The sequence below is a fragment of the Pseudomonas sp. N-1-13 genome (assembly GCF_057787095.1).
This window is the reverse complement of sequence record NZ_JBYNRI010000001.1, coordinates 1,593,564-1,617,155: the sequence shown is the minus strand read 5'-3', so window position 1 is coordinate 1,617,155 and position 23,592 is coordinate 1,593,564. Positions and strand designations below refer to the sequence as shown.

27 protein-coding genes are annotated in these 23,592 nt (G+C 61.0%); 2 read left to right on the top strand and 25 right to left on the bottom strand.

Translation table 11 applies throughout. The features are described from left to right. Nucleotides 1–3: 3 nt before the first annotated feature. The 5 genes from ccmE to ccmA form a co-directional block, all read right to left on the bottom strand. Nucleotides 4–459, bottom strand: a complete 456-nt coding sequence (ccmE, locus tag AC3I65_RS07450; protein ID WP_047226274.1) for a cytochrome c maturation protein CcmE — start codon at nucleotides 457–459, stop codon at nucleotides 4–6. Continuing rightward, nucleotides 456–632 (bottom strand): heme exporter protein CcmD, encoded by a 177-nt coding sequence (gene ccmD, locus AC3I65_RS07445; protein WP_007939192.1) that lies wholly within the window; start codon nucleotides 630–632, stop codon nucleotides 456–458. Before ccmD ends, ccmE begins: the two co-directional genes overlap by 4 nt. Beyond that, nucleotides 629–1,384 (bottom strand): heme ABC transporter permease, encoded by a 756-nt coding sequence (locus AC3I65_RS07440; RefSeq protein WP_047226273.1) that lies wholly within the window; start codon nucleotides 1,382–1,384, stop codon nucleotides 629–631. Before AC3I65_RS07440 ends, ccmD begins: the two co-directional genes overlap by 4 nt. Before the next feature lie 94 nt (nucleotides 1,385–1,478). After that, entirely contained in the window at nucleotides 1,479–2,147 is a 669-nt protein-coding gene (gene ccmB / locus AC3I65_RS07435) for a heme exporter protein CcmB (protein ID WP_047226272.1), read from the bottom strand. Then, the gene (gene ccmA, locus AC3I65_RS07430) at nucleotides 2,144–2,779 is read right to left on the bottom strand and encodes a cytochrome c biogenesis heme-transporting ATPase CcmA (RefSeq protein WP_047226271.1); all 636 of its coding nucleotides are present in this window, start codon (nucleotides 2,777–2,779) and stop codon (nucleotides 2,144–2,146) included. Before ccmA ends, ccmB begins: the two co-directional genes overlap by 4 nt. Nucleotides 2,780–2,978: 199 nt before the next feature. Between ccmA and fliK the strand changes: the two genes are divergently transcribed. Both fliK and AC3I65_RS07420 read left to right on the top strand, forming a co-directional pair. Next, nucleotides 2,979–4,565 carry a flagellar hook-length control protein FliK gene (gene fliK, locus AC3I65_RS07425; RefSeq protein WP_488523595.1) on the top strand — a complete coding sequence of 529 codons (1,587 nt, stop codon included), beginning with the start codon at nucleotides 2,979–2,981 and terminating at the stop codon, nucleotides 4,563–4,565. Then, the gene (locus AC3I65_RS07420) at nucleotides 4,562–4,891 is read left to right on the top strand and encodes an EscU/YscU/HrcU family type III secretion system export apparatus switch protein (protein WP_047226269.1); all 330 of its coding nucleotides are present in this window, start codon (nucleotides 4,562–4,564) and stop codon (nucleotides 4,889–4,891) included. The genes fliK and AC3I65_RS07420 overlap by 4 nt, the downstream gene beginning before the upstream one ends. Before the next feature lie 270 nt (nucleotides 4,892–5,161). Here AC3I65_RS07420 and AC3I65_RS07415 read toward each other — a convergent pair whose 3' ends face one another. The 20 genes from AC3I65_RS07415 to fliN form a co-directional block, all read right to left on the bottom strand. After that, on the bottom strand, nucleotides 5,162–5,557 hold the full coding sequence (locus AC3I65_RS07415; protein ID WP_047226268.1) for a DUF2802 domain-containing protein: 396 nt from the start codon (nucleotides 5,555–5,557) through the stop codon (nucleotides 5,162–5,164). A gap of 1 nt (nucleotide 5,558) precedes the next feature. Continuing rightward, the gene (locus AC3I65_RS07410) at nucleotides 5,559–6,044 is read right to left on the bottom strand and encodes a chemotaxis protein CheW (protein ID WP_024778681.1); all 486 of its coding nucleotides are present in this window, start codon (nucleotides 6,042–6,044) and stop codon (nucleotides 5,559–5,561) included. Between the two features lie 72 nt (nucleotides 6,045–6,116). Then, nucleotides 6,117–6,989, bottom strand: a complete 873-nt coding sequence (locus AC3I65_RS07405; RefSeq protein WP_047226267.1) for a CheW domain-containing protein — start codon at nucleotides 6,987–6,989, stop codon at nucleotides 6,117–6,119. A gap of 96 nt (nucleotides 6,990–7,085) precedes the next feature. Continuing rightward, nucleotides 7,086–7,877 carry a ParA family protein gene (locus AC3I65_RS07400; protein ID WP_047226266.1) on the bottom strand — a complete coding sequence of 264 codons (792 nt, stop codon included), beginning with the start codon at nucleotides 7,875–7,877 and terminating at the stop codon, nucleotides 7,086–7,088. A 49-nt stretch (nucleotides 7,878–7,926) separates the two neighbouring features. Beyond that, on the bottom strand, nucleotides 7,927–8,811 hold the full coding sequence (gene motD, locus AC3I65_RS07395; protein ID WP_047226265.1) for a flagellar motor protein MotD: 885 nt from the start codon (nucleotides 8,809–8,811) through the stop codon (nucleotides 7,927–7,929). 15 nt (nucleotides 8,812–8,826) lie between these two features. Next, nucleotides 8,827–9,567 (bottom strand): flagellar motor protein, encoded by a 741-nt coding sequence (locus AC3I65_RS07390; protein WP_018606553.1) that lies wholly within the window; start codon nucleotides 9,565–9,567, stop codon nucleotides 8,827–8,829. After that, nucleotides 9,567–10,685, bottom strand: coding sequence for a protein-glutamate methylesterase/protein-glutamine glutaminase (locus tag AC3I65_RS07385; protein WP_047226264.1), 1,119 nt, complete (start codon nucleotides 10,683–10,685; stop codon nucleotides 9,567–9,569). Before AC3I65_RS07385 ends, AC3I65_RS07390 begins: the two co-directional genes overlap by 1 nt. Before the next feature lie 48 nt (nucleotides 10,686–10,733). Then, entirely contained in the window at nucleotides 10,734–12,989 is a 2,256-nt protein-coding gene (locus tag AC3I65_RS07380) for a chemotaxis protein CheW (RefSeq protein WP_419417368.1), read from the bottom strand. Between the two features lie 27 nt (nucleotides 12,990–13,016). Further along, nucleotides 13,017–13,802 carry a protein phosphatase CheZ gene (locus AC3I65_RS07375; RefSeq protein WP_047226262.1) on the bottom strand — a complete coding sequence of 262 codons (786 nt, stop codon included), beginning with the start codon at nucleotides 13,800–13,802 and terminating at the stop codon, nucleotides 13,017–13,019. 18 nt (nucleotides 13,803–13,820) lie between these two features. Beyond that, on the bottom strand, nucleotides 13,821–14,192 hold the full coding sequence (locus AC3I65_RS07370) for a chemotaxis response regulator CheY (protein WP_003183998.1): 372 nt from the start codon (nucleotides 14,190–14,192) through the stop codon (nucleotides 13,821–13,823). A 166-nt stretch (nucleotides 14,193–14,358) separates the two neighbouring features. Next, nucleotides 14,359–15,102 carry an RNA polymerase sigma factor FliA gene (gene fliA, locus AC3I65_RS07365; protein ID WP_003184000.1) on the bottom strand — a complete coding sequence of 248 codons (744 nt, stop codon included), beginning with the start codon at nucleotides 15,100–15,102 and terminating at the stop codon, nucleotides 14,359–14,361. Beyond that, entirely contained in the window at nucleotides 15,099–15,929 is an 831-nt protein-coding gene (gene fleN, locus AC3I65_RS07360; protein ID WP_003184001.1) for a flagellar synthesis regulator FleN, read from the bottom strand. The genes fliA and fleN overlap by 4 nt, the downstream gene beginning before the upstream one ends. Nucleotides 15,930–16,046: 117 nt before the next feature. After that, nucleotides 16,047–17,396: a flagellar biosynthesis GTPase FlhF gene (gene flhF, locus AC3I65_RS07355; RefSeq protein WP_047226261.1), complete on the bottom strand. Its 1,350-nt coding sequence runs from the start codon at nucleotides 17,394–17,396 to the stop codon at nucleotides 16,047–16,049. An 11-nt stretch (nucleotides 17,397–17,407) separates the two neighbouring features. Further along, nucleotides 17,408–19,537 (bottom strand): flagellar biosynthesis protein FlhA, encoded by a 2,130-nt coding sequence (gene flhA / locus AC3I65_RS07350; protein ID WP_047226414.1) that lies wholly within the window; start codon nucleotides 19,535–19,537, stop codon nucleotides 17,408–17,410. 181 nt (nucleotides 19,538–19,718) lie between these two features. Next, complete coding sequence (gene flhB, locus AC3I65_RS07345) at nucleotides 19,719–20,855, bottom strand: flagellar biosynthesis protein FlhB (protein ID WP_488523594.1); 1,137 nt, start codon at nucleotides 20,853–20,855, stop codon at nucleotides 19,719–19,721. A 3-nt stretch (nucleotides 20,856–20,858) separates the two neighbouring features. Continuing rightward, the gene (gene fliR, locus AC3I65_RS07340) at nucleotides 20,859–21,641 is read right to left on the bottom strand and encodes a flagellar biosynthetic protein FliR (protein WP_107322134.1); all 783 of its coding nucleotides are present in this window, start codon (nucleotides 21,639–21,641) and stop codon (nucleotides 20,859–20,861) included. Between the two features lie 4 nt (nucleotides 21,642–21,645). Then, a complete protein-coding gene (gene fliQ / locus AC3I65_RS07335; protein ID WP_047226258.1) occupies nucleotides 21,646–21,915 on the bottom strand; it encodes a flagellar biosynthesis protein FliQ in 270 nt (89 codons plus the stop codon). A 24-nt stretch (nucleotides 21,916–21,939) separates the two neighbouring features. After that, entirely contained in the window at nucleotides 21,940–22,689 is a 750-nt protein-coding gene (fliP, locus tag AC3I65_RS07330) for a flagellar type III secretion system pore protein FliP (protein WP_047226257.1), read from the bottom strand. Further along, nucleotides 22,689–23,126, bottom strand: coding sequence for a flagellar biosynthetic protein FliO (gene fliO, locus AC3I65_RS07325; RefSeq protein WP_047226256.1), 438 nt, complete (start codon nucleotides 23,124–23,126; stop codon nucleotides 22,689–22,691). The genes fliP and fliO overlap by 1 nt, the downstream gene beginning before the upstream one ends. After that, nucleotides 23,127–23,585 carry a flagellar motor switch protein FliN gene (fliN, locus tag AC3I65_RS07320; protein ID WP_047226255.1) on the bottom strand — a complete coding sequence of 153 codons (459 nt, stop codon included), beginning with the start codon at nucleotides 23,583–23,585 and terminating at the stop codon, nucleotides 23,127–23,129. Between the last annotated feature and the right edge of the window lie 7 nt (nucleotides 23,586–23,592).

The window sequence follows — 23,592 nt, the reverse complement described above, 5'->3', positions numbered from 1 at the left end:
CGATCAACCCTCCTTCACGGGAGCGGGCGCCGACTGGCCGCTGTCTTTCAAAGCCTTGGTCACTTCCGGCGGCATGTATTTTTCGTCGTGCTTGGCCAGGACTTCATCGGCCACCACCACGCCTTCGGCATTGAGCTTACCCAGGGCGACAATGCCCTGCCCTTCGCGAAACAGGTCCGGCAGGATGCCACGATAGGTGATGGTCACGGTCTTGTTGAAATCGGTGACGTTGAATTTCACGTCCAGCGAATCCCCGGAACGCACCAGAGACCCCTCCTCCACCATGCCGCCGGCACGAATGCGCGTGTCCTTGGGTGCTTCGCCGTTGGCAATCTGGGTCGGGGTGTAAAACAGGTTGATGTTCTGTTGCAAGGCGCTCAGGGCCAAGCCGACTGCGGCACCGACCCCCACCAGGATGGCAAGAATGATGACAAGACGTTTTTTGCGCAGCGGATTCACTGACCATTCTCCCGGCGCAGACGACGCGCCTCTTGTTGCAGATACCGCTTGCGGGCCAGGATCGGCGCCGCCACGTTGAGGGCCAGCACCGCCAGGCAGATGCCATAGGCGGACCAGACATACAGGCCGTGATGGCCCATGGCGAGAAAATCGCCGAATGATGCAAAACTCATCGAGCGGCCTCCAGGCTGTTCTGTACTTCGGCCTTCACCCAACTGGCCCGGGACTCGCGCTTGAGCACTTCCAGGCGCATGCGCAGCAGCAGCACCGCGCCGAAGAAACAGTAGAAACCCAGCACGGTGAGCAACAGCGGCAGCCACATTTGCACAGGCATCGCCGGTTTTTCGGTGAGGGTGAAGGTCGCGCCCTGGTGCAGGGTGTTCCACCAGTCCACCGAGTACTTGATGATCGGGATGTTGATCACGCCGACAATCGCCAGTACCGCGCAGGCCTTGGCGGCGCTGTCACGATTGCTGATGGCGTTGCCCAGCGCAATAAGACCGAAGTACAGAAACAGCAGGATCAGCATCGACGTCAGTCGGGCATCCCAGACCCACCATGAGCCCCAGGTCGGCTTGCCCCAGATCGCCCCGGTGACCAGCGCTACGGCGGTCATCCAGGCACCGATCGGCGCGGCGCATTGCAGGGCCACGTCCGCCAGTTTCATCTTCCACACCAGCCCGACCACGCCACACACCGCCAGCATCACGTAGATGGACTGGGCCAACAGCGCCGTGGGAACGTGAATGTAGATGATGCGAAAGCTGTTGCCCTGCTGGTAGTCCGGCGGTGCGAAGGCCAGGCCCCAGACCACGCCGATGCCGATCAGCAGCAGTGCGGCGATGCTCAACCAGGGCAGCAGTTTGCCGCTGATGCCGTAGAACCACTTGGGTGAGCCGAGCTTATGAAACCAGGTCCAGTTCATTGCTGTTTCCATCACGGTTGCGACTCGTCATTACGAGTCGCCAGGTCTGCCTTTACTTCAAAAGAAGTGGTCAGTTCTTGACCAGGCCTCATTATTATTCGCCGACGCTGATTTTCAGGCCAGCGGCTATTGCAAAGGGTGTCAGGGTTATCGCCAGGGCGGTCAGGCTCCCAAGCCACAGCAGATAACCGGTTGCCGGCATGCCTTGCAGCGCGGCTTGCAAGGCGCCACTGCCGAGGATCAACACCGGGATATACAGCGGCAGGATCAGCAGCGCCAGCAACAGGCCGCCGCGCTTCAACCCCACCGTCAATGCCGCGCCGACTGCGCCGAGCAGGCTCAACACCGGCGTGCCCAGCAACAGCGATACCAACAATACCGGCATGCAGGCAGCGGGCAAGCCCAGCATCATTGCCAGCAGAGGCGAGAGCAGCACCAGCGCCAGGCCGGAAAAAACCCAGTGTGCCAGTACCTTGGCCAAAACCAGAAGGGCCAGGGGGTGCGACGAAAGGACCCACTGTTCCAGGGATCCGTCCTCGAAATCACTGCGGAAAAGCCCGTCCAGCGAGAGCAGGACCGATAAAAGGGCCGCCACCCAGACCAGCCCCGGCGACAAGGTTTGCAACAATTGAGTCCCGGGACCGACCGCCAGCGGGAACAGTGCGATGACAATCGCGAAGAACACCAGCGGATTGGCCAGTTCGGCCGGACGGCGGAACAACAGGCGCGCCTCGCGGGCAAGCAGCAGGCCAAACACACTCATACAGCCCAGTTCCCAAGATCGATGTTGCGATAACCGGATGGCATCCGCGCCAATGTGTGGTGAGTGGTCAACAGCACCATGCCGCCCCTCTCGCAGTGCCCGGCCAGGTGCTCCTCGAGTTGCGCCACGCCCTGCTTGTCCAGGGCGGTGAACGGCTCGTCGAGAATCCACAGCGGCGGGCTGTCGAGATATAACCGGGCCAGGGCCACGCGGCGCTGCTGGCCGGCGGACAGGGTGTGGCACGGCACGTCTTCGAAGCCGCGCAGGCCCACCGTCGCCAGCGCCTGCCAGATCGCCTCGCGCCCGGCCGGTCGATGCAGCGCACAGAGCCAACTGAGGTTTTCTTCAGGCGTCAGCAAATCCTTGATGCCAGCGGCATGGCCGATCCAGAGCAGATTGCGGGCCAGTTCGCTGCGCTGGCTGTGCAACGGCTGGCCATTGAGCAGCACTTGGCCGGCGGTCGGCTGCATCAACCCGGCCAACAGGCGCAACAGGCTGGTCTTGCCACTGCCGTTGGGACCGCTGATCTGCACCATATCGCCAGGCGAGAGTCTCAATTGGAGATTCTCGAAAAGCAGCCGCAAATCTCGCTCACAGGCGAGGCCAACGGTTTGCAGGAGAGGACTGGTCAAGGGATAGCGGGCCTTATACGGTTCAAGTCGGCAATGCAGCGGCCGTTAAAGAGGTGCAGCATAGATGCTTTGGCGGCCGGTTCCACAGAGCTGCGTCAAACAATTGCAAGGTTTTCGCCACTCCCTGAAAGACCGGCGGCATTATACATGTCATGCCCCAGGGGGCGTGCTCAATTAGTTTCCCAAGGTAAGACCGCAGATGACAGGCGACATGAACATCCCGCCGTTGCCTCAGGCCTCGGCAACAACCCGTATGCCGGCGGTCACGGGCGAGCTGCTCAAATTGCTGACGCCGGTCGAAGGCCTGATCGGTGCGGGCCAGACCGCCAAGGCCGAGGTGTTGTCGCTCAAGCAGGCGGAACAGACCTTCCAGCTGTTGCTCAAGGTCACCCTGGAGAGCGGTCGCCAAACCACCGTGCAAGCCACCAGCACCCAGCCATTGCCCCAAGGCACCAGCCTGGCCGTGACTCAGCCGTCTGCCAGCAACCTGGCGATTACCGTGCAGCAGGCCATCGCCTCGAGCGTCGCCACCCTGACCCGTATCGACACGGCACAGATGCCGGTCGGCACGCTGCTGCAAGGCAAGGTACTGACCAGCCAGGCGTTGCCGCAGTTGCCGGGGCAACCCGCGGTGTACCGGTCGCTGGTGAGCCTGCTCAACACCGCCCAGGCCGGCAGTACCCTGGACATCGACAGCCCGCAACCGCTGCGCATCGGCACGCTATTGAGCGCTCAGGTACAAGACGCCCAAACCTTGAAATTTGTCCCCTTGAGCAACCGCCAGGAACAACTGGCGGTGAGCCAGCAACTGGTCACGCAGATGAGCCGCCAGGGCTCGTTGGACAGCCTGGTCACCGCGCTGCAAAACACCGCGCTGCAAAAGCTTCCGGCCAGCGACGACCCTGGCGTCGAGTTGCGCGCTGCGGTGACACGCCTGTTGGCGGGCCTGCCCGACATCCAGCAACTGAGCACACCCAAGGGCCTGGCCCAGGCCATGGCCGCCAGCGGCGCGTTCCTGGAAAGCAAACTGCTGGCCGGGCAAGTACCGAGCCTGGCGCCAGACATGAAGGGCGATCTGCTGAAACTGATCGCCCAACTGACCCCGGCCCTGCCCGCCTCAACCAACCTCGCCGCCATCATCGCCGCCAACACCTTGGCCCAGGTGCTGCCCAGCTTCGTGCGTAACGCCCTCGGCACCCTCGGCCAGGTCAGCGTCAAGCCGCAACCCACCAGTTTCCCCCTGCCCTCGCGCCTGTTGAAAGGCCAGGACGATGAAGGCGACCTGGAACAGTTGTTGCGTCTGGCCGCCGCCGCCGTGTCGCGCCTGCAAAGCCATCAATTGTCGAGCCTGGAACAGACGGGCCTGACCGACGACGGTCGGCTGATGAGCACCTGGCAGTTGGAAATCCCCATGCGCAACCTGCAGGACATCGTGCCGCTGCAGGTCAAGTTCCAGCGCGAGGAAACCCCGCCCCGGGAGGAGTCACCGGAACGCCGTGAAGAACGCGAGCCGAAACAGCAGCTCTGGCGGGTCGAGCTGGCGTTCGACATGGAGCCACTGGGGCCGCTGCAGATTCAGGCCCAGTTGCTCAGCGGCAGCCTGTCGAGCCAGCTATGGGCAGAGCGGCCGTACACCGCCAGCCTGATCGAAAACAATCTGACCGCGCTGCGTGAACGCCTGGTGACCTGCGGCCTGAACGTTGGCGACCTGGATTGCCACCTCGGCACCCCGCCCCAAGGCCCCAAGACGCGACTGGAACAACGCTGGGTGGACGAAACCGCATGACAACCGACACCGCACCACGCCAGGCCATCGCCCTCAAGTACGACGGCCTCCACGCCCCGACCCTCACCGCCAAGGGCGACGAAGCCCTGGCCGAGGAAATCCTGCGGATCGCCCGCGAAAGCGAAGTGCCGATCTATGAAAACGCTGAATTGGTGAAGCTGTTGGCGCGGATGGAACTGGGCGACAGCATCCCGGAAGAGTTGTATCGCACCATTGCCGAAATCATTGCCTTTGCCTGGAACTTGAAAGGCAAATTCCCCCAGGGCTATGACCCGAACGCGCCAAGTGTCGAGAAGGATGTGACCGATCGCGGCGACGATTATTGATCACTGCGATGCTGTTCCTGTGGCGAGGGGATTTATCCCCGCTGGGTTGCGTAGCAACCCCAAAAAAAGCGACTCATTTTCTCTGACTCGCCGGATCGCCCAGATTCAGGACCGCTTCGCGATCCAGCGGGGATAAATCCCCTCGCCACAAAAGCGCACCCCAAAAAAAATCGCAGCCTTCAGCAACGCCTACAGGGGAATGTGAACCCTGTAGACGCTGCCAAAGGCTGCGATCTCTTGATCTTTCTTGCAGCTTGCCGCTTGAAACTATCAGCCGCCCTTATGCAACTTGCTCATCAACTCCGCCTCGGCCTGGGTCAGGCCGCAGGCTTGGGTCAGTTCGTCGACGCTGGCGCCCATGCCCACCAGGCGAGCGGCCTGGGCGAAGGACAGGCTGGAGGGGTCGCGCTGCTCCAACTGGGCCAGTTTGTCCGGCAACGGAGCGACCACGGCGCGTAGCTCGTGCAGGGCTTCGCCCATGCGCACGGTGCCGTTCTGGTAATCGTCGACGCGTTTGGCCAGGTCGCGGATGCGTTGATCACGCAACGCATCGCCCTGGGCCTGCTGAGCGGCGATCTGCCGCTGGCCGCGTATGTACGCGACAAACATCGCCAGCGTGCCTGCCCAGAAAAGGAACAGGACAATGACTGCTACCTCAAGAATCAAATCAGATACTCTCCAGTTCCGACCATTCCTCTTCGCTCATCATCTTCTCCAGCTCGACCAGGATCAGCAACTCGTTGTTCTTGTTGCACACGCCCTGGATGAACTTGGCCGACTCTTCGTTACCGACGTTCGGCGCGGTTTCGATTTCCGACTGACGCAAGTAAACCACTTCAGCGACGCTGTCGACGAGGATGCCGACCACTTGCTTGTCGGCCTCGATGATCACGATACGGGTGTTGTCGTTGACCTCGGTGGAGTTCAAGCCAAACCGCTGGCGAGTGTCGATCACCGTGACCACGTTACCGCGCAGGTTGATGATGCCCAGCACGTAGCTTGGCGCACCGGGTACCGGGGCGATCTCGGTATAGCGCAGCACTTCCTGAACGCGCATCACGTTGATGCCGTAGGTTTCGTTATCGAGCTTGAAGGTCACCCATTGCAAAATCGGATCTTCGGAACCCTTGAGAGACGACGCCTTATCATTCATACCCTGACCCCTCGAAAAACCGCCTGTGGCGGTGTGTGTTCTGCCCCGTGACGTGGTGCGCCACGGGTTGTCTTATTTCGGTTTCTGAACCGGCTTGGCGCCGCCCAGGTGTTTTGCCCCGCCACTGGCGATCAATTCGGCCAGCTCGGAAACGTCCAGCAAGGCGCACATGTGCTCGATCACCGTACCGGCCAGCCATGGCCGTTGGCCTCGATGGCTGCGCCACTTGATCTCGTTCGGGTCCAGGCGCAGCGAGCGACTGACCTGATGCACCGCCAAACCCCATTCATACCCTTGCACCGAAATCACGTATTGCAGGCCCTGGCGAAAATCATCGCGATAACGGTCCGGCATCACCCAGCGCGCGGTATCCAGCACCTTCAGGTTGCCGGCCTGGCTCGGCAGGATCCCCAGGAACCATTCCGGCTGACCGAACAACGGCGTCAGTTCCTGCCCGGCCAGGGAATATATCGATCCCAGGCATACCAGCGGCACCGCCAGGGTCAACCCGGCCACATCGAACAACAAACACTCGAACGGCTCGGCGGCCCAGGCCGGACGGTCGTCGGTCGGCACCGGCGGCGGTGGGCTGCTCGGTGGCAGATGAACTTCCACCACCGGCGTCACCAGGCCCTGCAGCAACGGTGCAACGGTCGAGACCGGCGCCAGGATCGGCGCAGGCGCTTGCATCACTGCCACCTGAGGCTTGATGAACGGAGCCTCGACTGCCGCGGCAATCACTGTTTTGTGTGCATCACGGGCCTGCTCTTCGAGCACGGCCGCCTGAAATTCATCCAGTCCACCTTCGGCTTCGACGGTCTCGGGCAACGCCTCGATCACGCTCGGTTGCGGTGGCAGTTCTTCGGTTGCTTCCTGCAGCAGCCCATCCAGATAAGACTGCAGGGCCAGTTGCGGACGCGAGGTTGTCTTTATCGGGCGGCTCATGAGAACAGTGCGCCACTTGAAAAGGTTATCGGCATGTATGCGCCTGGACTTGAGCGCTCACAAGCGAGTGCAATGCCTTTGGTAAGCCTCGTCACCTTAAGCCACCTGCTGCGAAACGAGCTGCTGGGCCAGCAGGTGCTTGAGCAGCGCCCGGTAGGCCAGCACGCCGCGGCTCTTGCCATCGAATTGCGAAGGGGTCACACCGGCACGGCTGGCGTCACGCAAACGCGTGTCGACCGGAATGTAGCCTTGCCAGATGTCATCCGGGTACATGTCCCGCAGCACGCGCAGGGTGCCCAGGGACGCCTGGGTCCGACGATCAAACAGGGTCGGCACGATGTTGAAGGCCAACGATTGCTTGCGTGAGCGGTTGATCATCGCCAGGGTATTGACCATGCGCTCCAGGCCCTTGACTGCCAGATGCTCGGTCTGCACCGGGATAACCAATTGCTGGCTGGCCGCCAAGGCGTTGACCATCAGCACGCCAAGCAGCGGCGGGCTGTCGATGATCGCGTAATCGAAGTCCTGCCACAGTTGCGCCAGACTCTTGGCGATCACCAAGCCCAGACCGCTTTGTCCCGGCGACTGCCGTTCCAGGGTCGCCAGGGCGGTGCTGGATGGCAGCAGGGAAATCCGCTCATCGCTGGTGGACAGCAGCAACTGCCCCGGCAAGCCTTCGGGCACACCGCCCTTGTGCAGGAACAGGTCGTAGTTGCTGTGCTCCAGACTGTCGGGATCGTAACCAAAGTAGCTGGTCATCGAGCCGTGGGGGTCCAGATCGACCATGACCACGCGCTTGCCCGCCTCGGCCAGCAATCCGGCTAAAGCGATGGAAGATGTGGTTTTACCCACACCACCTTTTTGATTGGCGACTGCCCAGACTCTCATTCGGATTGTTCCTCCCGGTCGATAAAGGCTCGACCGAGAAATAGCTCGGTTATAAAGCGGGTGACGGAGAATTGACGGCGCTCTGTCTTCCCGGCGACTTGGGCTGGGTCGGTGCAGTTTGTGTGCCAGCACGCTTCAATGCCGCATCCGGTGTTGCATGGGCCGTACCGGTCCCGGTCAGGCTGCGGCGCACCTCAAGGTTGCGCGACACCACCAACACCACTCGCCGGTTGCGCGCCCTCCCCTCGGCGGTGGCATTGTTGGCCACCGGCTGGAATTCACCATAGCCCACCGACGCCAGCCGGCCGGGGTTTACGCCCTGCATCGCGAGCATGCGCACGATGCTCGCCGAACGCGCCGAGGACAGTTCCCAGTTGGTCGGGTACTGCGCAGTGCGAATCGGCTGATCGTCTGTGAAGCCTTCTACGTGGATCGGGTTGTCGAAAGGCCTGAGGATCGCGGCCACTTTATCGATGATGTTGAATGCCATGTCGCTGGGCATGGCATCGCCGCTGCCAAACAACAGGCTGGAATTGAGTTCGATCTCAACCCACAACTCGTTGCCGCGCACGGTCATCTGATTGGAGCTGATCAGATCACCAAACGCCGCGCTGATGTCATCGGCAATGCTTTTCAACGGATCGCTGCCGCCAGCGATACCGGCATCGACCTGCTCGGAGTCCCTGACCAGCGGTTTGGCCGGCGTGGTGGTCTTGGGCCGCTCATCACCAATGGGGATGGGCTTGAGGGCGCGGTCGGAGTCGGTAAACACGCCGATCAGCGCCTCGGAAATAACCTTGTACTTGCCTTCGTTGACCGACGAGATCGAATACATGACCACGAAAAAAGCGAACAGCAGCGTGATGAAGTCGGCGTAAGAGACGAGCCAGCGTTCATGGTTGACGTGTTCTTCACGATGCCTGCGACGTGCCATTTTCCATGTCTCCCATCAGTCCATGAAGCCCTGAAGCTTCAACTCAATGGAACGCGGGTTTTCACCTTCGGCGATCGACAGGATCCCTTCCAGCAACATTTCGCGATAACGCGACTGGCGCAACGCAATGGATTTGAGCTTGGCGGCGATCGGCAGCAGCACCAGGTTGGCACTGGCCACACCATAAATGGTCGCGACGAAAGCCACGGCGATACCACTGCCCAGTTGCGACGGATCGGCCAGGTTGCCCATCACGTGGATCAGGCCCATCACCGCACCGATGATGCCGATGGTCGGCGCATAGCCACCCATGCTTTCAAAGACTTTGGCCGCTTCGATGTCACGGCTTTCCTGGGTGTAGAAATCCACTTCCAGGATGCTGCGGATGGCTTCCGGCTCAGCGCCGTCCACCAACAGTTGCAGGCCTTTGCGCGAATAGTTGTCGGGTTCGGCGTCGGCCACCCCTTCCAGGCCCAGCAAACCTTCCTTGCGGGCGGTCAGACTCCAGTTCACCACGCGGTCGATGCCACCGGCCAGGTCGACACGTGGCGGGAACAGAATCCAGATGAGCACCTGCATGGCGCGCTTGAAGGCGCTCATGGGCGACTGCAACAGCGCCGCGCCCACGGTGCCGCCGATCACGATCAACGCCGCCGGGCCGTTGGCCAAGGCCCCCAGGTGACCGCCTTCCAGGTAATTGCCACCAATAATGGCGACGAACGCCATGATGATGCCGATCAGGCTGAGCACATCCATTACAGGCACGCCTCGACCAGATGTCTACCGATGTCGTCCAGCCCGTACACCGCGTCGGCCAGATCCGCTTTGACAATCGCCATCGGCATGCCATAGATCACGCAACTGGCTTCATCCTGGGCCCAAATGGCGCTGCCGCCCTGCTTGAGCAGGCGCGCGCCTTCGCGACCGTCGGCGCCCATGCCGGTGAGCACCACCGCCAGAACTTTGTCGCCGTAGGATTTAGCGGCGGAGCCGAAAGTGATGTCCACGCACGGTTTGTAATTGAGCCGCTCATCGCCGGGCAGGATTTTCACCGCGCCGCGACCATCGATCATCATCTGCTTGCCGCCTGGCGCCAACAGCGCCAGGCCCGGACGCAGGATGTCGCCATCCTCGGCCTCCTTGACGCTGATACGACACAGCTTGTCCAGACGCTCGGCGAACGCCTTGGTGAAGGCCGCGGGCATATGCTGGATCAGCACGATCGGCGCCGGAAAGTTGGCCGGCAACTGGGTCAGGACCCGCTGCAACGCCACCGGGCCGCCGGTGGACGTACCAATAGCGACCAGTTTGTAGGCTTTGCGCTTGGGGGCCGGCGACGATGACGTACTGGCGGGCGCGGAACGAGCTGGCGCTGGGGCCGGGGCACTGCGCGCTGGGGCCGGATTGAAGCTGCCCGATGAAGCCGGGGCTGGTGCAGGCGCTGGCGCAGGTATGCTATAGGCACCGACACGCCGGTTGCTGCGGGAAATACTGTGGACCTTCTCGCACAGCAACTGCCGAACCTTGTCGGGGTTGCGCGAAATGTCTTCGAAATTTTTCGGCAGGAAATCCACCGCCCCGGCGTCCAGCGCATCGAGGGTCACCCGGGCGCCTTCATGGGTCAGGGAGGAGAACATCAATACTGGGGTCGGGCAGCGCTGCATGATATGCCGCACCGCCGTGATGCCATCCATCATCGGCATCTCGTAGTCCATGGTGATCACGTCCGGCTTGAGCGCCAGCGCCTGATCGATTGCCTCTTTGCCGTTGGTCGCCGTACCGACGACCTGAATACTCGGGTCCGCCGAGAGAATTTCCGAGACGCGGCGGCGGAAAAACCCCGAATCGTCCACCACCAGGACTTTAACTACCATAAACACTCCGTTAGACGAGACGCGGCTGCGGGCCGCGCCCCTCCAGAATCAAATACGCCGTGCGGCGTAACGCTTGAGCATGCTTGGCACATCGAGAATCAACGCGATGCGACCGTCGCCGGTGATGGTGGCGCCGGACATGCCCGGGGTGCCCTGGAGCATCTTGCCTAGCGGCTTGATGACCACTTCTTCCTGGCCCACCAACTGATCGACGACGAAGCCGATCCGCTGGGTGCCCACCGAAAGGATCACCACATGGCCTTCACCCTGCTCGACATGAGCGGCGGAGCTGACCAGCCAGCGCTTGAGGTAGAACAGCGGCAGTGCCTTGTCCCGCACGATCACCACTTCCTGGCCGTCCACCACGTTGGTGCGCGACAGGTCGAGGTGGAAGATTTCGTTGACATTGACCAGCGGGAAGGCGAATGCCTGGTTGCCCAGCATCACCATCAGGGTCGGCATGATCGCCAGGGTCAGCGGGACCTTGATGACGATTTTCGAGCCCTGGCCCTTGGTCGAGTAGATGTTGATCGAACCGTTGAGCTGGGAAATCTTGGTTTTCACCACATCCATGCCCACGCCACGGCCCGACACGTCGGAAATCTCGGTCTTGGTCGAGAACCCCGGGGCGAAGATCAGGTTGTAGCACTCGGTGTCGCTCAGGCGGTCGGCGGCATCCTTGTCCATCACACCGCGCTTCACCGCGATGGAGCGCAGTACGTTCGGGTCCATGCCTTTGCCGTCGTCGGAGATCGACAGCAGGATGTGGTCGCCTTCTTGCTCGGCGGCCAATACCACCTTGCCGCTGCGGGGCTTGCCTGACTCTTCGCGCTCTTGCGGCGACTCGATACCGTGGTCGACCGCGTTGCGCACCAAGTGGACCAGTGGATCGGCCAGAGCCTCGACCAGGTTCTTGTCCAGGTCGGTCTCTTCGCCCACCAGTTCCAGGTTGATTTCTTTCTTGAGCTGGCGTGCCAGGTCGCGAACCAGGCGCGGGAAGCGCCCGAAGACTTTCTTGATCGGCTGCATCCGGGTCTTCATGACCGCCGTCTGCAAGTCAGCCGTGACCACGTCCAGGTTCGACACGGCCTTGGCCATGGCTTCGTCCTGGCTGTTGAGGCCCAGGCGCACCAGGCGGTTACGCACCAGCACCAGTTCGCCGACCATGTTCATGATCTCGTCCAGGCGAGCGGTGTCGACCCGTACAGTGGTCTCGGCTTCGCTGGCCGGCTTTTCCGCCGGCGCGGCCGCCGGTGCGCGGGCTGGCGCCGGGGCGGCGGCAGCAGGCTTGGGTGTCTCAGCCTTCGGTTCCGGTGCCTTGGCGGCGGGTTTGGCCGCGGCCTTCTCCGCTGGCGCAGCCGCTGTGGCAGTGGCGGCAGGCGCAGTGGCTGTTGAGGCGGTGCCGACTTCGCTGAACTTGCCCTTGCCGTGCAGTTCGTCGAGCAGTGATTCGAATTCGTGATCGCTGATCAGGTCGCTGCCCGCTGCGGCGGCGGCAGGCTTGGCTGGGGTCGGCGCGGAGGCGATAGCCGAATCCAGTGCGTCCACGGCGAAGTTACCCTTGCCGTGCAACTGATCGAGCAAAGCCTCGAACTCATCGTCGGTGATATCGGAGTTGTCGCCCGCCGCTTTCGGGGCGGCCGGAGCACTCGGGGGGGCGACGGCATCCACGGCGAACTGGCCCTTGCCGTGAAGCTGATCGAGCAGCGACTCGAACTCGGCGTCGGTGATTTCATCGCTGGCGGCGGCATCGGCGGCCGGCGCAGCAGGCGCTGCCGGAGCCTGGGCTTGAGCCTTGACGGCGTTCAGCGAGTCCAGCAGTTGTTCGAATTCGTTATCGGTGATGTCGCCTGATTCCTCGGCGACCGGTTCCTCAACCACTGGCGCGGCTACCGGTGCAGCTTCGTCAGCCGACTGCGGCTCGGCCAGGCGCGACAGCGCGGCGAGCAGCTCAGGCGTAGCAGCGGTGATCGGTGAGCGCTCGCGCACTTCACTGAACATGCTGTTGACCGCATCCAGCGCTTCGAGCACCACGTCCATCAATTCCGAGTCAACGCGACGCTCACCCTTGCGCAGGATGTCGAACACGTTTTCGGCAATGTGACAGCACTCCACCAGCTCATTGAGCTGGAGGAAGCCGGCGCCTCCTTTTACAGTGTGGAAACCGCGAAAAATTGCATTGAGCAGATCCGCATCATCAGGTCGGCTTTCCAGCTCGACCAGCTGTTCGGACAGTTGCTCTAGAATCTCGCCGGCCTCAACCAGGAAATCCTGAAGGATCTCTTCATCGGCGCCGAAGCTCATTAATGGGTGCTCCTAGAGGTCTAAAACCTAAAATCCAAGGCTGGACAGCAAATCGTCCACATCGTCCTGACCGGACACAACGTCTTCTCTTTTATCGGCATGAATTTGCGGACCTTCACCCTGAGAGAGATGTTTTTGTGGATCTTTTTCAGCGAGCATCGCTTCACGGTCGTGTTCGATGCCTGCAAAGCGGTCTACCTGGCTGGCCATCAACACCAGTTTGAGCAGGTTGCTTTCCACTTCGGTGACCAGTTGGGTCACCCGCTTGATCACCTGGCCGGTCAGGTCTTGATAGTCCTGAGCCAGCAGAATGTCGTTGAGGTTGCTCGCCACGGCGCGGTTCTCGGCGCTACTGCGCGTCAGGAAACCGTCGACCCGACGGGCCAGCTCGCGAAACTCTTCAGCCCCGACTTCGCGCCGCATGAAGCGACCCCAGTCGGTGCTCAAGGCCTGGGCTTCATCGCTCAGGCCATTGACCAGCGGCGTTGCGTTCTCCACCAGGTCCATGGTGCGGTTGGCCGCGGCCTCGGTCAGCTTGACCACATAACCCAGACGCTCGGTCGCGTCGGTGATCTGCGAGACCTCCTCGGCCTGCGGCATGTTCGGATCGATCTGAAAATTGACAATCGCGCTGTGCAGTTCACGCGTGAGCTTGCCCACTTCCTGATACAGACCGCGGTCACGGGTCTGGTTGAGCTCATGGATCATTTGAACCGCATCGCCAAAGCGGCCTTTCTCAAGGCTGTCGACCAGTTCGCGGGCATGTTTTTTCAGGGTCGATTCGAAATCACCCATTGAAGATTCGTTATCCATAGCTCCCCCGTGGCGCCGTTAACCGATGCGTTCGAAGATTTTTTCGATCTTCTCTTTCAACGCCTGGGCCGTGAAGGGTTTGACCACGTAGCCGTTCACACCGGCCTGGGCCGCTTCGATGATCTGCTCGCGCTTGGCTTCGGCAGTGACCATCAGCACCGGAAGGTGCTTGAGTTTTTCGTCGGCGCGCACATGGCGCAGCAAGTCGATACCGGTCATGCCGGGCATGTTCCAGTCAGTCACCAGAAAGTCGATGCTTCCGCTGTTGAGAACCGGAATGGCAGTGGTGCCATCGTCGGCCTCGACCGTGTTGGTGAACCCAAGGTCACGCAACAGGTTTTTTATGATCCGCCGCATCGTTGAGAAGTCATCAACGATGAGGATTTTCATGTTCTTGTCCAATTCGACCTCCAAGCAGTCTTAAACGCGCCCAGCACCTGAACGCGCCATTTCAATCAATCCGGCACAACACTCGACAACGGTCTGGAGGACAACAGAGAAAGACTGGCTCAGCACATGCCAGGCCAGCCTCGTTCGCAGTGTCCCCACACTGCTGTCAGCGCGCTCGCCACTCCCCCAAACGCCCCCGCAAACGGGCCGCGCACTGGCTGTGTAACTGGCTGACCCGCGATTCGCTGACACCCAGGACCTCACCGATTTCCTTGAGGTTCAGCTCTTCGTCGTAGTACAGCGCCAAGACCAGTCGCTCACGCTCCGGCAAATTGGCAATCGCATCCGCCAGCGCGCTCTGGAAACGCTCATCTTCCAGGTCACGCGATGGCTCCATGTGAGCACTCGCGCCGTCCTCGTGCAGCCCTTCGTGTTCGCCGTCCTGCAGCAGGTCGTCGAAACTGAACAGGCGACTGCCCAAGGTATCGTTCAAAATCCCGTAATAATCATCGAGACTCAATTGGAGTTCGGCCGCAACCTCGTGATCTTTAGCGTCACGCCCGGTTTTAGCTTCAATGGCGCGAATGGCGTCACTGACCATGCGGGTATTGCGATGCACCGAACGCGGCGCCCAATCACCCTTACGGACTTCATCGAGCATCGCCCCGCGAATGCGAATACCGGCATAGGTCTCGAAACTGGCGCCCTTGCTCGCGTCGTATTTGTTCGACACTTCGAGCAGGCCGATCATGCCCGCCTGGATCAGGTCTTCAACCTGGACACTGGCCGGCAACCGCGCCAGCAAGTGATAGGCGATACGCTTGACCAGAGGCGCGTATCGCTCAATCAATTCGTACTGGGCGTCCCGTGCCGATTTCTTGTAGAGATGGTTGTAACCGCTGGCTGTCATAACACGGGCCCTGCTGTTTGTTGCACGAGACGCTCGACGAAAAACTCCAGATGCCCGCGAGGGTTGGCTGGCAGTGGCCAGGTATCAACCTTCTGGGCAATAGCCTTGAACGCCAGTGCGCATTTGGAACGGGGAAAGGCTTCATAAACCGCACGTTGCTTCTGGACGGCCTTGCGTACGCTTTCGTCGTAGGGCACAGCGCCGACGTATTGTAGGGCGACGTCCAGGAAACGATCCGTGACCTTTGTCAACTTGGCGAACAGGTTGCGACCTTCCTGCGGGCTCTGGGCCATGTTGGCCAGGACGCGGAAGCGGTTCATGCCGTAGTCACGGTTCAATAACTTGATCAGGGCATAGGCGTCGGTGATGGACGTCGGTTCGTCGCAGACCACCAGCAAGACTTCCTGGGCAGCGCGTACGAAACTGACGACCGAATCACCGATACCGGCAGCGGTGTCGATCACCAGCACATCGAGGTTGTCACCGATGTCGCTGAAGGCCTGGATCAGGCCGGCGTGTTGAGCCGGGGTCAGGTGAACCATGCTCTGGGTGCCCGAGGCAGCCGGCACGATGCGAATCCCGCCCGGCCCTTGCAGCAGCACGTCGCGCAGTTCGCAGCGGCCCTCTATCACGTCCGCCAGCGTGCGCTTGGGCGTGAGCCCCAGCAGCACGTCGACGTTCGCCAGGCCCAGGTCGGCGTCCAGCAGCATGACCCGTCGGCCAAGCTCTGCCAGAGCCAGGGACAAGTTCACTGACACGTTAGTCTTGCCGACGCCACCTTTGCCGCCGGTCACCGCGATCACCTGTACGGGATGCATGCTGCCCATGTTCGTTCTTTACCTTGTCTTACTTAGACGGAGGCCACATTACTGGCTGCGCGCTCGCATGAAGGAACAATGCATGGCAGACCATCGATGTAGGTACAAAAAATATTCATGATTACCTCAGCCGACCTGCTTGGTCGGGCTGTGGTAGATATCAGCGAACATATCAGCCATGGCTTCTTCGCTGGGTTCTTCCTGCATTTGCACACTCACGGCACGACTGACCAGTTGATGACGGCGCGGCAGATGCAAATCATCCGGGATCCGCGGCCCGTCGGTCAGGTAGGCCACCGGTAAATCATGACCGATCGCCAGGCTCAACACCTCGCCCAGGCTTGCCGTTTCGTCCAGCTTAGTCAGGATGCAGCCGGCCAGCCCGCAGCGTTTGTAGCTGTGGTATGCGGCGGTTAGAACCTGTTTCTGGCTGGTGGTTGCCAACACGAGATAATTTTTTGACCGGATCCCACGCCCGGCCAGGCTTTCAAGCTGCATGCGCAGGGCCGGATCGCTGGCTTGCAGGCCGGCGGTATCGATCAGCACGACGCGCTTGCGCAGCAGCGGTTCCAGCGCCTGGGCCAGGGACTGGCCCGGATCCACATGGGTCACCGACACATTGAGGATCCGGCCCAAGGTCTTGAGTTGTTCCTGGGCACCGATACGGAAACTGTCCATGCTCACCAGGGCGATGCTCTGGGCGCCGTACTTGAGTACATAACGCGCCGCGAGCTTGGCCAGGGTGGTGGTCTTGCCCATGCCGGCCGGGCCGACCATGGCAATGACGCCACCTTCTTCGAGAGGCTCGACTTCCGGTGTGGCGATCATCCGCGCCAGGTGCGCCAGCAACATGCGCCAGGCCTGACGAGGTTCTTCGATATCGTTGATCAGCGCCAGCAGGTCGCGGGACAACGGACCGGACAGGCCGATGCGTTGCAGGCGACGCCACAGGTTTGCCTGGGCCGGACGGTTGCCTTGCAACTGGTTCCAGGCCAGGGAGCCGAGCTGAACTTCCATCAGTTCACGCAGGCTGTTGAGTTCGAAGCGCATCGAGTCCAGGGCGCGCGGGTCGACGCCACCGCCTGAGGCAGCCTGAACCGGCGCCGGACGACGCGGCTCGGCCTTGGCCTGCTCGACCAGTGGCTCAGCAGCGGTCAACGGCAATCCAGCGGTCAGAGGCTGGCCGGCGAACAATTGACGATTGGTGCCCGCGCTGGCTTCGCCGTCACTGCTGCGCAAGCTCAATTCGGCCTGGGCACTGGCGATGCGCGACTGGGTCTTGCGCAGCTCATCCTCGAGTTCCATGTTGGGAACACGTGGGGCCAGCGCCGACAATTTGTAATCCAGAGCCGCCGTCAGCTCGACACCGCCGGCGATCCGACGGTTGCCGATGATGGCGGCTTCAGCGCCCAGCTCGTCACGAACCAGCTTCATGGCCTGACGCATATCGGCGGCGAAAAAACGCTTCACTTGCATAAACCACTACCTCAGCCGTTGGGCCCTACTGTCGCAACGATGGTCACTTGCTTGTTGTCCGGTATTTCCTGGTACGCCAGCACATGCAGCCCCGGGACCGCGAGGCGCCCGAATCGCGAAAGCATCGCGCGAATCGGACCGGCCACCAGCAGGATCACCGGTTGGCCTTGCATCTCCTGCCGCTGGGCTGCATCGATCAGCGAACGCTGCAGCTTCTCGGCCATGCTTGGCTCCAGCAGAACGCCCTCTTCCGAGCCTTGTCCTGCCTTCTGCAGACTATTGAGCAATATCTGTTCCAACCTTGGCTCCAACGTGATCACAGGCAGCTCCGACTCAGTGCCTACAATGCTTTGGACGATTGCACGGGATACGCCAACCCGCACCGCAGCCACCAGAGCGGCGGTATCTTGACTCTTGGAAGCGTTGTTGGCGATAGCCTCGGCAATGCTGCGAATGTCGCGCACCGGCACCTGCTCAGCCAACAGCGCTTGCAACACCTTGAGCAATTGCGACAACGAAACCACGCCAGGCACCAGCTCTTCGGCCAGCTTCGGCGAGCCTTTGGCCAGCACTTGCAGCAATTGCTGGACTTCTTCGTGACCGATCAGCTCGCTGGAGTGCTTGTACAGAATCTGGTTCAAGTGGGTCGCGACCACGGTACTGGCGTCCACCACGGTATAGCCAAGGGACTGGGCCTGGGCCCGCTGGCTGATTTCGATCCATACCGCTTCCAGGCCAAAAGCCGGATCCTTGGCGGTAATGCCGTTGAGCGAACCGTAGACCTGTCCCGGGTTGATCGCCAGTTCACGGTCCGGGTAAATCTCGGCTTCGGCCAGGATCACCCCCATCAGCGTCAAGCGATAGGCACTTGGCGCCAGATCGAGGTTGTCACGAATATGTACGGTGGGCATCAGAAAGCCCAGGTCCTGGGACAGCTTCTTGCGCACACCCTTGATCCGCGCGAGCAATTGACCACCCTGATTGCGGTCCACCAAGGGGATCAGACGGTAACCGACTTCCAGGCCGATCATGTCGATCGGCGTCACGTCGTCCCAGCCCAGCTCCTTGGTTTCCATGGCACGAGCCGGCGACGGCAACAGTTCCTGCTGACGCTTGACCTCCTGCAGAGCCTGAACCTTTTGTACGTTCTGTTTCTTCCAGAACAGGTAGGCGCCACCCGCCGCCAATGCGGCCATGCTCAGAAACGAGAAATGGGGCATCCCGGGGACCAGGCCCATCACGGCCATCAGTCCGGCTGCAACGGCCAACGCCTTGGGCGATGCAAACATCTGCCGGCCGATCTGCTTACCCATGTCTTCGGAGCCGGACGCACGGGTCACCATGATCGCGGCAGCTGTGGATAACAACAGTGATGGCAATTGCGCCACCAAACCGTCACCAATGGTTAACAGCGCGTAAACCTTGCCGGCATCACCGAATGTCATGCCATGCTGGAAGATACCGACAGCCATACCGCCGATCAGGTTGATGAAGAGGATCAGCAGGCCGGCGATGGCATCGCCGCGCACGAATTTGCTGGCACCGTCCATGGAGCCATAGAACTCGGCTTCCTGGGCCACTTCCAGACGACGGGCCTTGGCCTGGCCCTGATCGATCAGGCCAGCGTTGAGATCGGCGTCGATTGCCATTTGCTTGCCGGGCATTGCATCGAGGGTGAAACGCGCACTCACCTCGGAAATCCGTCCGGCACCCTTGGTCACCACGACAAAGTTGATGATCATCAAAATGGCGAAGACGACGATACCCACCACGTAGTTTCCGCCGATCACCACTTCACCGAAGGCCTGGATCACCTTACCGGCAGCGGCGTGGCCTTCATGCCCGTGGATCATCACCACCCGGGTGGACGCCACGTTGAGCGCCAGGCGCATCAGCGTCGCCACCAGCAGAATGGTCGGGAACACCGCGAAATCCAGTGGCCGCAATGCGTACACACACACCAGCAGTACAACGATGGACAAAGCAATGTTGAACGTGAAGAACACGTCCAGCAGAAACGGTGGCACCGGCAGCATCATCATGGCGAGCATGACCAGCAGCAACAACGGCACGCCCAGATTACCCCGGCTGAGGTCGGCTACGTTGTTGCGCGCGGTGTTGAATAACTGAGAGCGATCCACCAATAATCCCCGTTCCTGTGAAGCAAACTTTTGACGCCCGAAACGGGCGCAGACGGGGTATTGCAAGAAGCCTTCCAACTTTTGTCAGAGGCTGAAATAGAGGCGCTAGCCAAGGCGCTGAATGCAATCGAGGCTCGCTCCCACTGGTTCTGCATCCGAGCGCAATCAGCACAGGCCCGAGTCAGGAGTCGCGGCGCAAATCCGGTGGAATCGGCAAATCCTTGAGAGGCTCGGGGCGCTTGCCCTTGCCGGCGCGGTGTTGACGGATCTGATAGACGTAGGCCAACACCTGGGCCACGGCCAGGTACAGGCCTCCGGGGATTTCCTGGTCGAGTTCGGTGGAGTAGTAAATCGATCGCGCCAACGCGGGGGACTCGAGCAGCATCACTTCGTTGGCTACGGCAATCTCGCGGATTTTCAGCGCCAGGAAATCACTGCCCTTGGCCAGCAACACCGGAGCATTGCCTTTATCGGGGTCGTACTTGAGTGCCACGGCGTAGTGAGTCGGGTTGGTGATGACCACGTCGGCATCCGGGATCGCCGCCATCATCCGGCGCTGGGACACTTCACGCTGCAACTGGCGAATCCGTTGCTTGACCTCCGGCTTGCCCTCCTGGTCCTTATGCTCGTCGCGGATCTCCTGCTTGGTCATCATCAGCTTCTGCTTGCTCTGATACAGCTGGATCGGCACGTCGATGGCGGCGATCAGAATCAAGCCGCAAGCCATCCACAAGGTACTCCAGCCCACCAGCTGCACGCTGTGGATAATGGCCTGCTCCAAGGGTTCATGGGCGATGCGCAGCAAGTCGTCGATATCGGCCTGCAGTACCGTCAGGGCGACAAACAGGATCAGGAAAAACTTCCCAAGCGCCTTGAGCAACTCCATCAGCGCCGTGCTGGAAAACATTCGCTTGAGGCCGTTGGCCGGGTTCATCCGACTGAACTTGGGCGCCAGGCTCTTACCGGCAAACAGCCAGCCCCCCAGGGAAATCGGGCCAATAATGGCCGCCAACAGCAGAAAGATCAGGATCGGTTGCACGGCCAGGATCGCGATCTTGCCGGAGTGCAGCAGGTATTGCCCCATGGCACCGGGACTGAGCAGTACCTCGCGGGGCAAGGAAAAATTCAGGCGCATGATTTCCAGCAGATCCAGGGCCAGCCCGCCGCCATAAATCAACAGACCGCCCGCCCCGGCCAACATCACCGCCAGGGTATTGAGCTCCTTGGAGCGCGCAATCTCGCCCTTGTCCCGAGACTCCTTCTTGCGCTTCTCCGTGGGGTCTTCTGTCTTGTCCTGCCCACTCTCGCTTTCGGCCATGGTTCAGCGCGCCTGTGCCATGTCGCGTAACAGCTGCAGGGCCTGGGTCGCCAGCGGCTGGTACTGATTGAGAATATCCCCCAGGCTGATCCAGAAAATCACCAGGCCCAGCACCAGGGTCAACGGAAAACCGATGGAGAAAATGTTCAACTGCGGCGCCGCCCGGGTCATCACGCCAAAGGCAATATTGACCACCAGCAACGCGGTAATCGCGGGCAATACCAACACCATCGCCGCCCCTAGAACCCAGCCAAGCTTGCCGGCGATGTCCCAGAAATGATTGACCAGCATCGCGCTGCCCACCGGCAATGTGGTGAAGCTCTCGGTCAACACCTCAAACACCACCAGGTGCCCGTTCATGGCCAGAAACAGCAGGGTCACCAGCATCGTCAGGAACTGCCCGATCACTGCGCTGTTCACACCGTTGGTGGGGTCGACCATGGAGGCGAACGCCATGCCCATCTGGATCGAAATGATTTGCCCGGCCACCACAAACGCCTGGAAAAACAGCTGCAGCGAAAAGCCCATCAAGACGCCAATCAGAATCTGCTCGGCCACCAGCATCAATGCACTGAGGTCCAGAGCGTTGACCGGCGGCATAGGTGGCAACCCTGGTGCGATGACCACCGTAATCGCCAGAGCGAAATACAGCCGTACGCGGGTTGGCACAAGGGTAGTGCCAAACACCGGCATGCTCATCAGCACCGCGGTGACACGAAACAGCGGCAGGATAAATGACGCCACCCAGGTACTGATCTGGGTATCCGTCAGTTCGAGCATCGACATCAGGTCAGCCGATCAACTGCGGAATACTGCCGTAAAGCTGCAGGATGTATTCCATGAAAGTTTGCACCAGCCAGGGACCGGCGACGATCAACGTCACCAGCATTACCAGCAGACGCGGCAGGAAGCTGAGGGTCTGTTCGTTGATCTGGGTCGCGGCCTGGAACATCGCCACCAGCAAGCCCACCAGCAGGCTGGGTATCACCAGCACAGCGACCATCATGGTCGTCAGCCAGAGCGCTTCGCGGAACAGGTCTACCGCTACTTCAGGCGTCATATTCTTGCTACCCGCACAAATGGCCTAAACACCGCCGAAACTGCCCGCCAGGGTGCCGATGATCAGGGCCCAGCCGTCCACGAGCACGAACAGCATGATCTTGAACGGCAGGGAAATGATCAATGGCGACAGCATCATCATACCCATGGCCATGAGCACACTGGCGACCACCAGGTCGATGATCAGGAACGGGATGAAAATCATGAAACCAATCTGGAACGCGGTCTTGAGCTCGGACGTCACGAACGCCGGCACCAGGATGGTCAGCGGCGCTTGATCCGGGCTGGCAATGTCAGTGCGCTTGGACAGGCGCATGAACAGTTCCAGGTCGCTGGTGCGGGTCTGGGCCAGCATGAAATCCTTGATCGGCACTTCAGCCTTGGCCACCGCGTCCTGGGCGGTGATGGTTTCCGCCAGATAGGGCTGCAGCGCATCCTGGTTCACCCGGTCGAAGACCGGTGCCATGATGAACATCGTCAAGAACAGCGCCATGCCGGTAAGAATCTGATTCGACGGCGTCTGCTGCAAGCCCAGGGCCTGGCGCAGGATCGAAAAGACGATAATGATCCGAGTGAAACTGGTCATCAGCATGACGAACGCCGGGATGAAACTCAGCGCGGTCATGATCAGCAGGATCTGCAGGCTGACCGAATACTCCTGAGCTCCTTCGGCGTTGGTGCCCAAGGTAATTGCCGGGATCGACAGTGGATCGGCGGCAAGCACCAACGGCGCGGCCAGCATCAGGACCACCGCCAACAGAATGCGCAATGGCATTACTTTTTATCCTTCTGATCTTTACCCAACAGTTCCATGAGACGCTGGGCAAACTCGGGGGTGGCCTGGTCGGTGGCAGGCACCTGCACCGGCTCCTTGAGAACATGCAATGCAGTAATGGTGCCCGGGCTCAGCCCCAGCAGAATCTGCTCGTTGCCAACCTGAACCAGCACCAGCCGGTCCCGCGGGCCAAGCGCGCGGGAACCGACGATGTCGATGACCTGCCCCTTGCCGGCTGGCCCCGCCTGCTGCACGCGCCGCAGCAACCAGGCCAGGAAGAAGATCAACCCCAGCACCAGCAGCAGACCGAGCACCAATTGCGCCAGTTGCCCGGCGATCCCGCTACCCGCCGCCGGCGCAGCCGCTACGGTGGCTACCGGTTCGGCCGCCAACACGCTGAATGGCAGCATCAAGGCTGCGGCGAAAAAACCTTTCACTCAGCGCAACTTCTTGATGCGTTCGCTCGGGCTGATCACGTCCGTCAGGCGAATGCCGAACTTCTCGTTGACCACCACTACCTCGCCATGGGCGATCAGCGTGCCGTTGACCAGTACATCCAACGGCTCGCCAGCCAGGCGATCCAGCTCGATCACCGAGCCCTGGTTAAGCTGCAGCAGATTGCGGATGTTGATGTCGGTGCTGCCCACTTCCATGGAAATCGACACCGGGATGTCGAGAATCACGTCCAGGTTCGGCCCGTCCAGCGTCACCTGTTCGTTGCTTCTGGGCACGCTGCCAAACTCTTCCATCGGCAGGCGGTTGGAGGCATGAGCGCCAGTGTCGGCCGCCAGCAAAGCGTCAATGTCGGCCTGCCCGGCGTCGCCGGTTTCTTCCAGGGCCGCAGCCCACTCGTCGGCCAGCGCCTGGTCATCCTGGGTGTTCATATCGTCAGCCATCATTTGT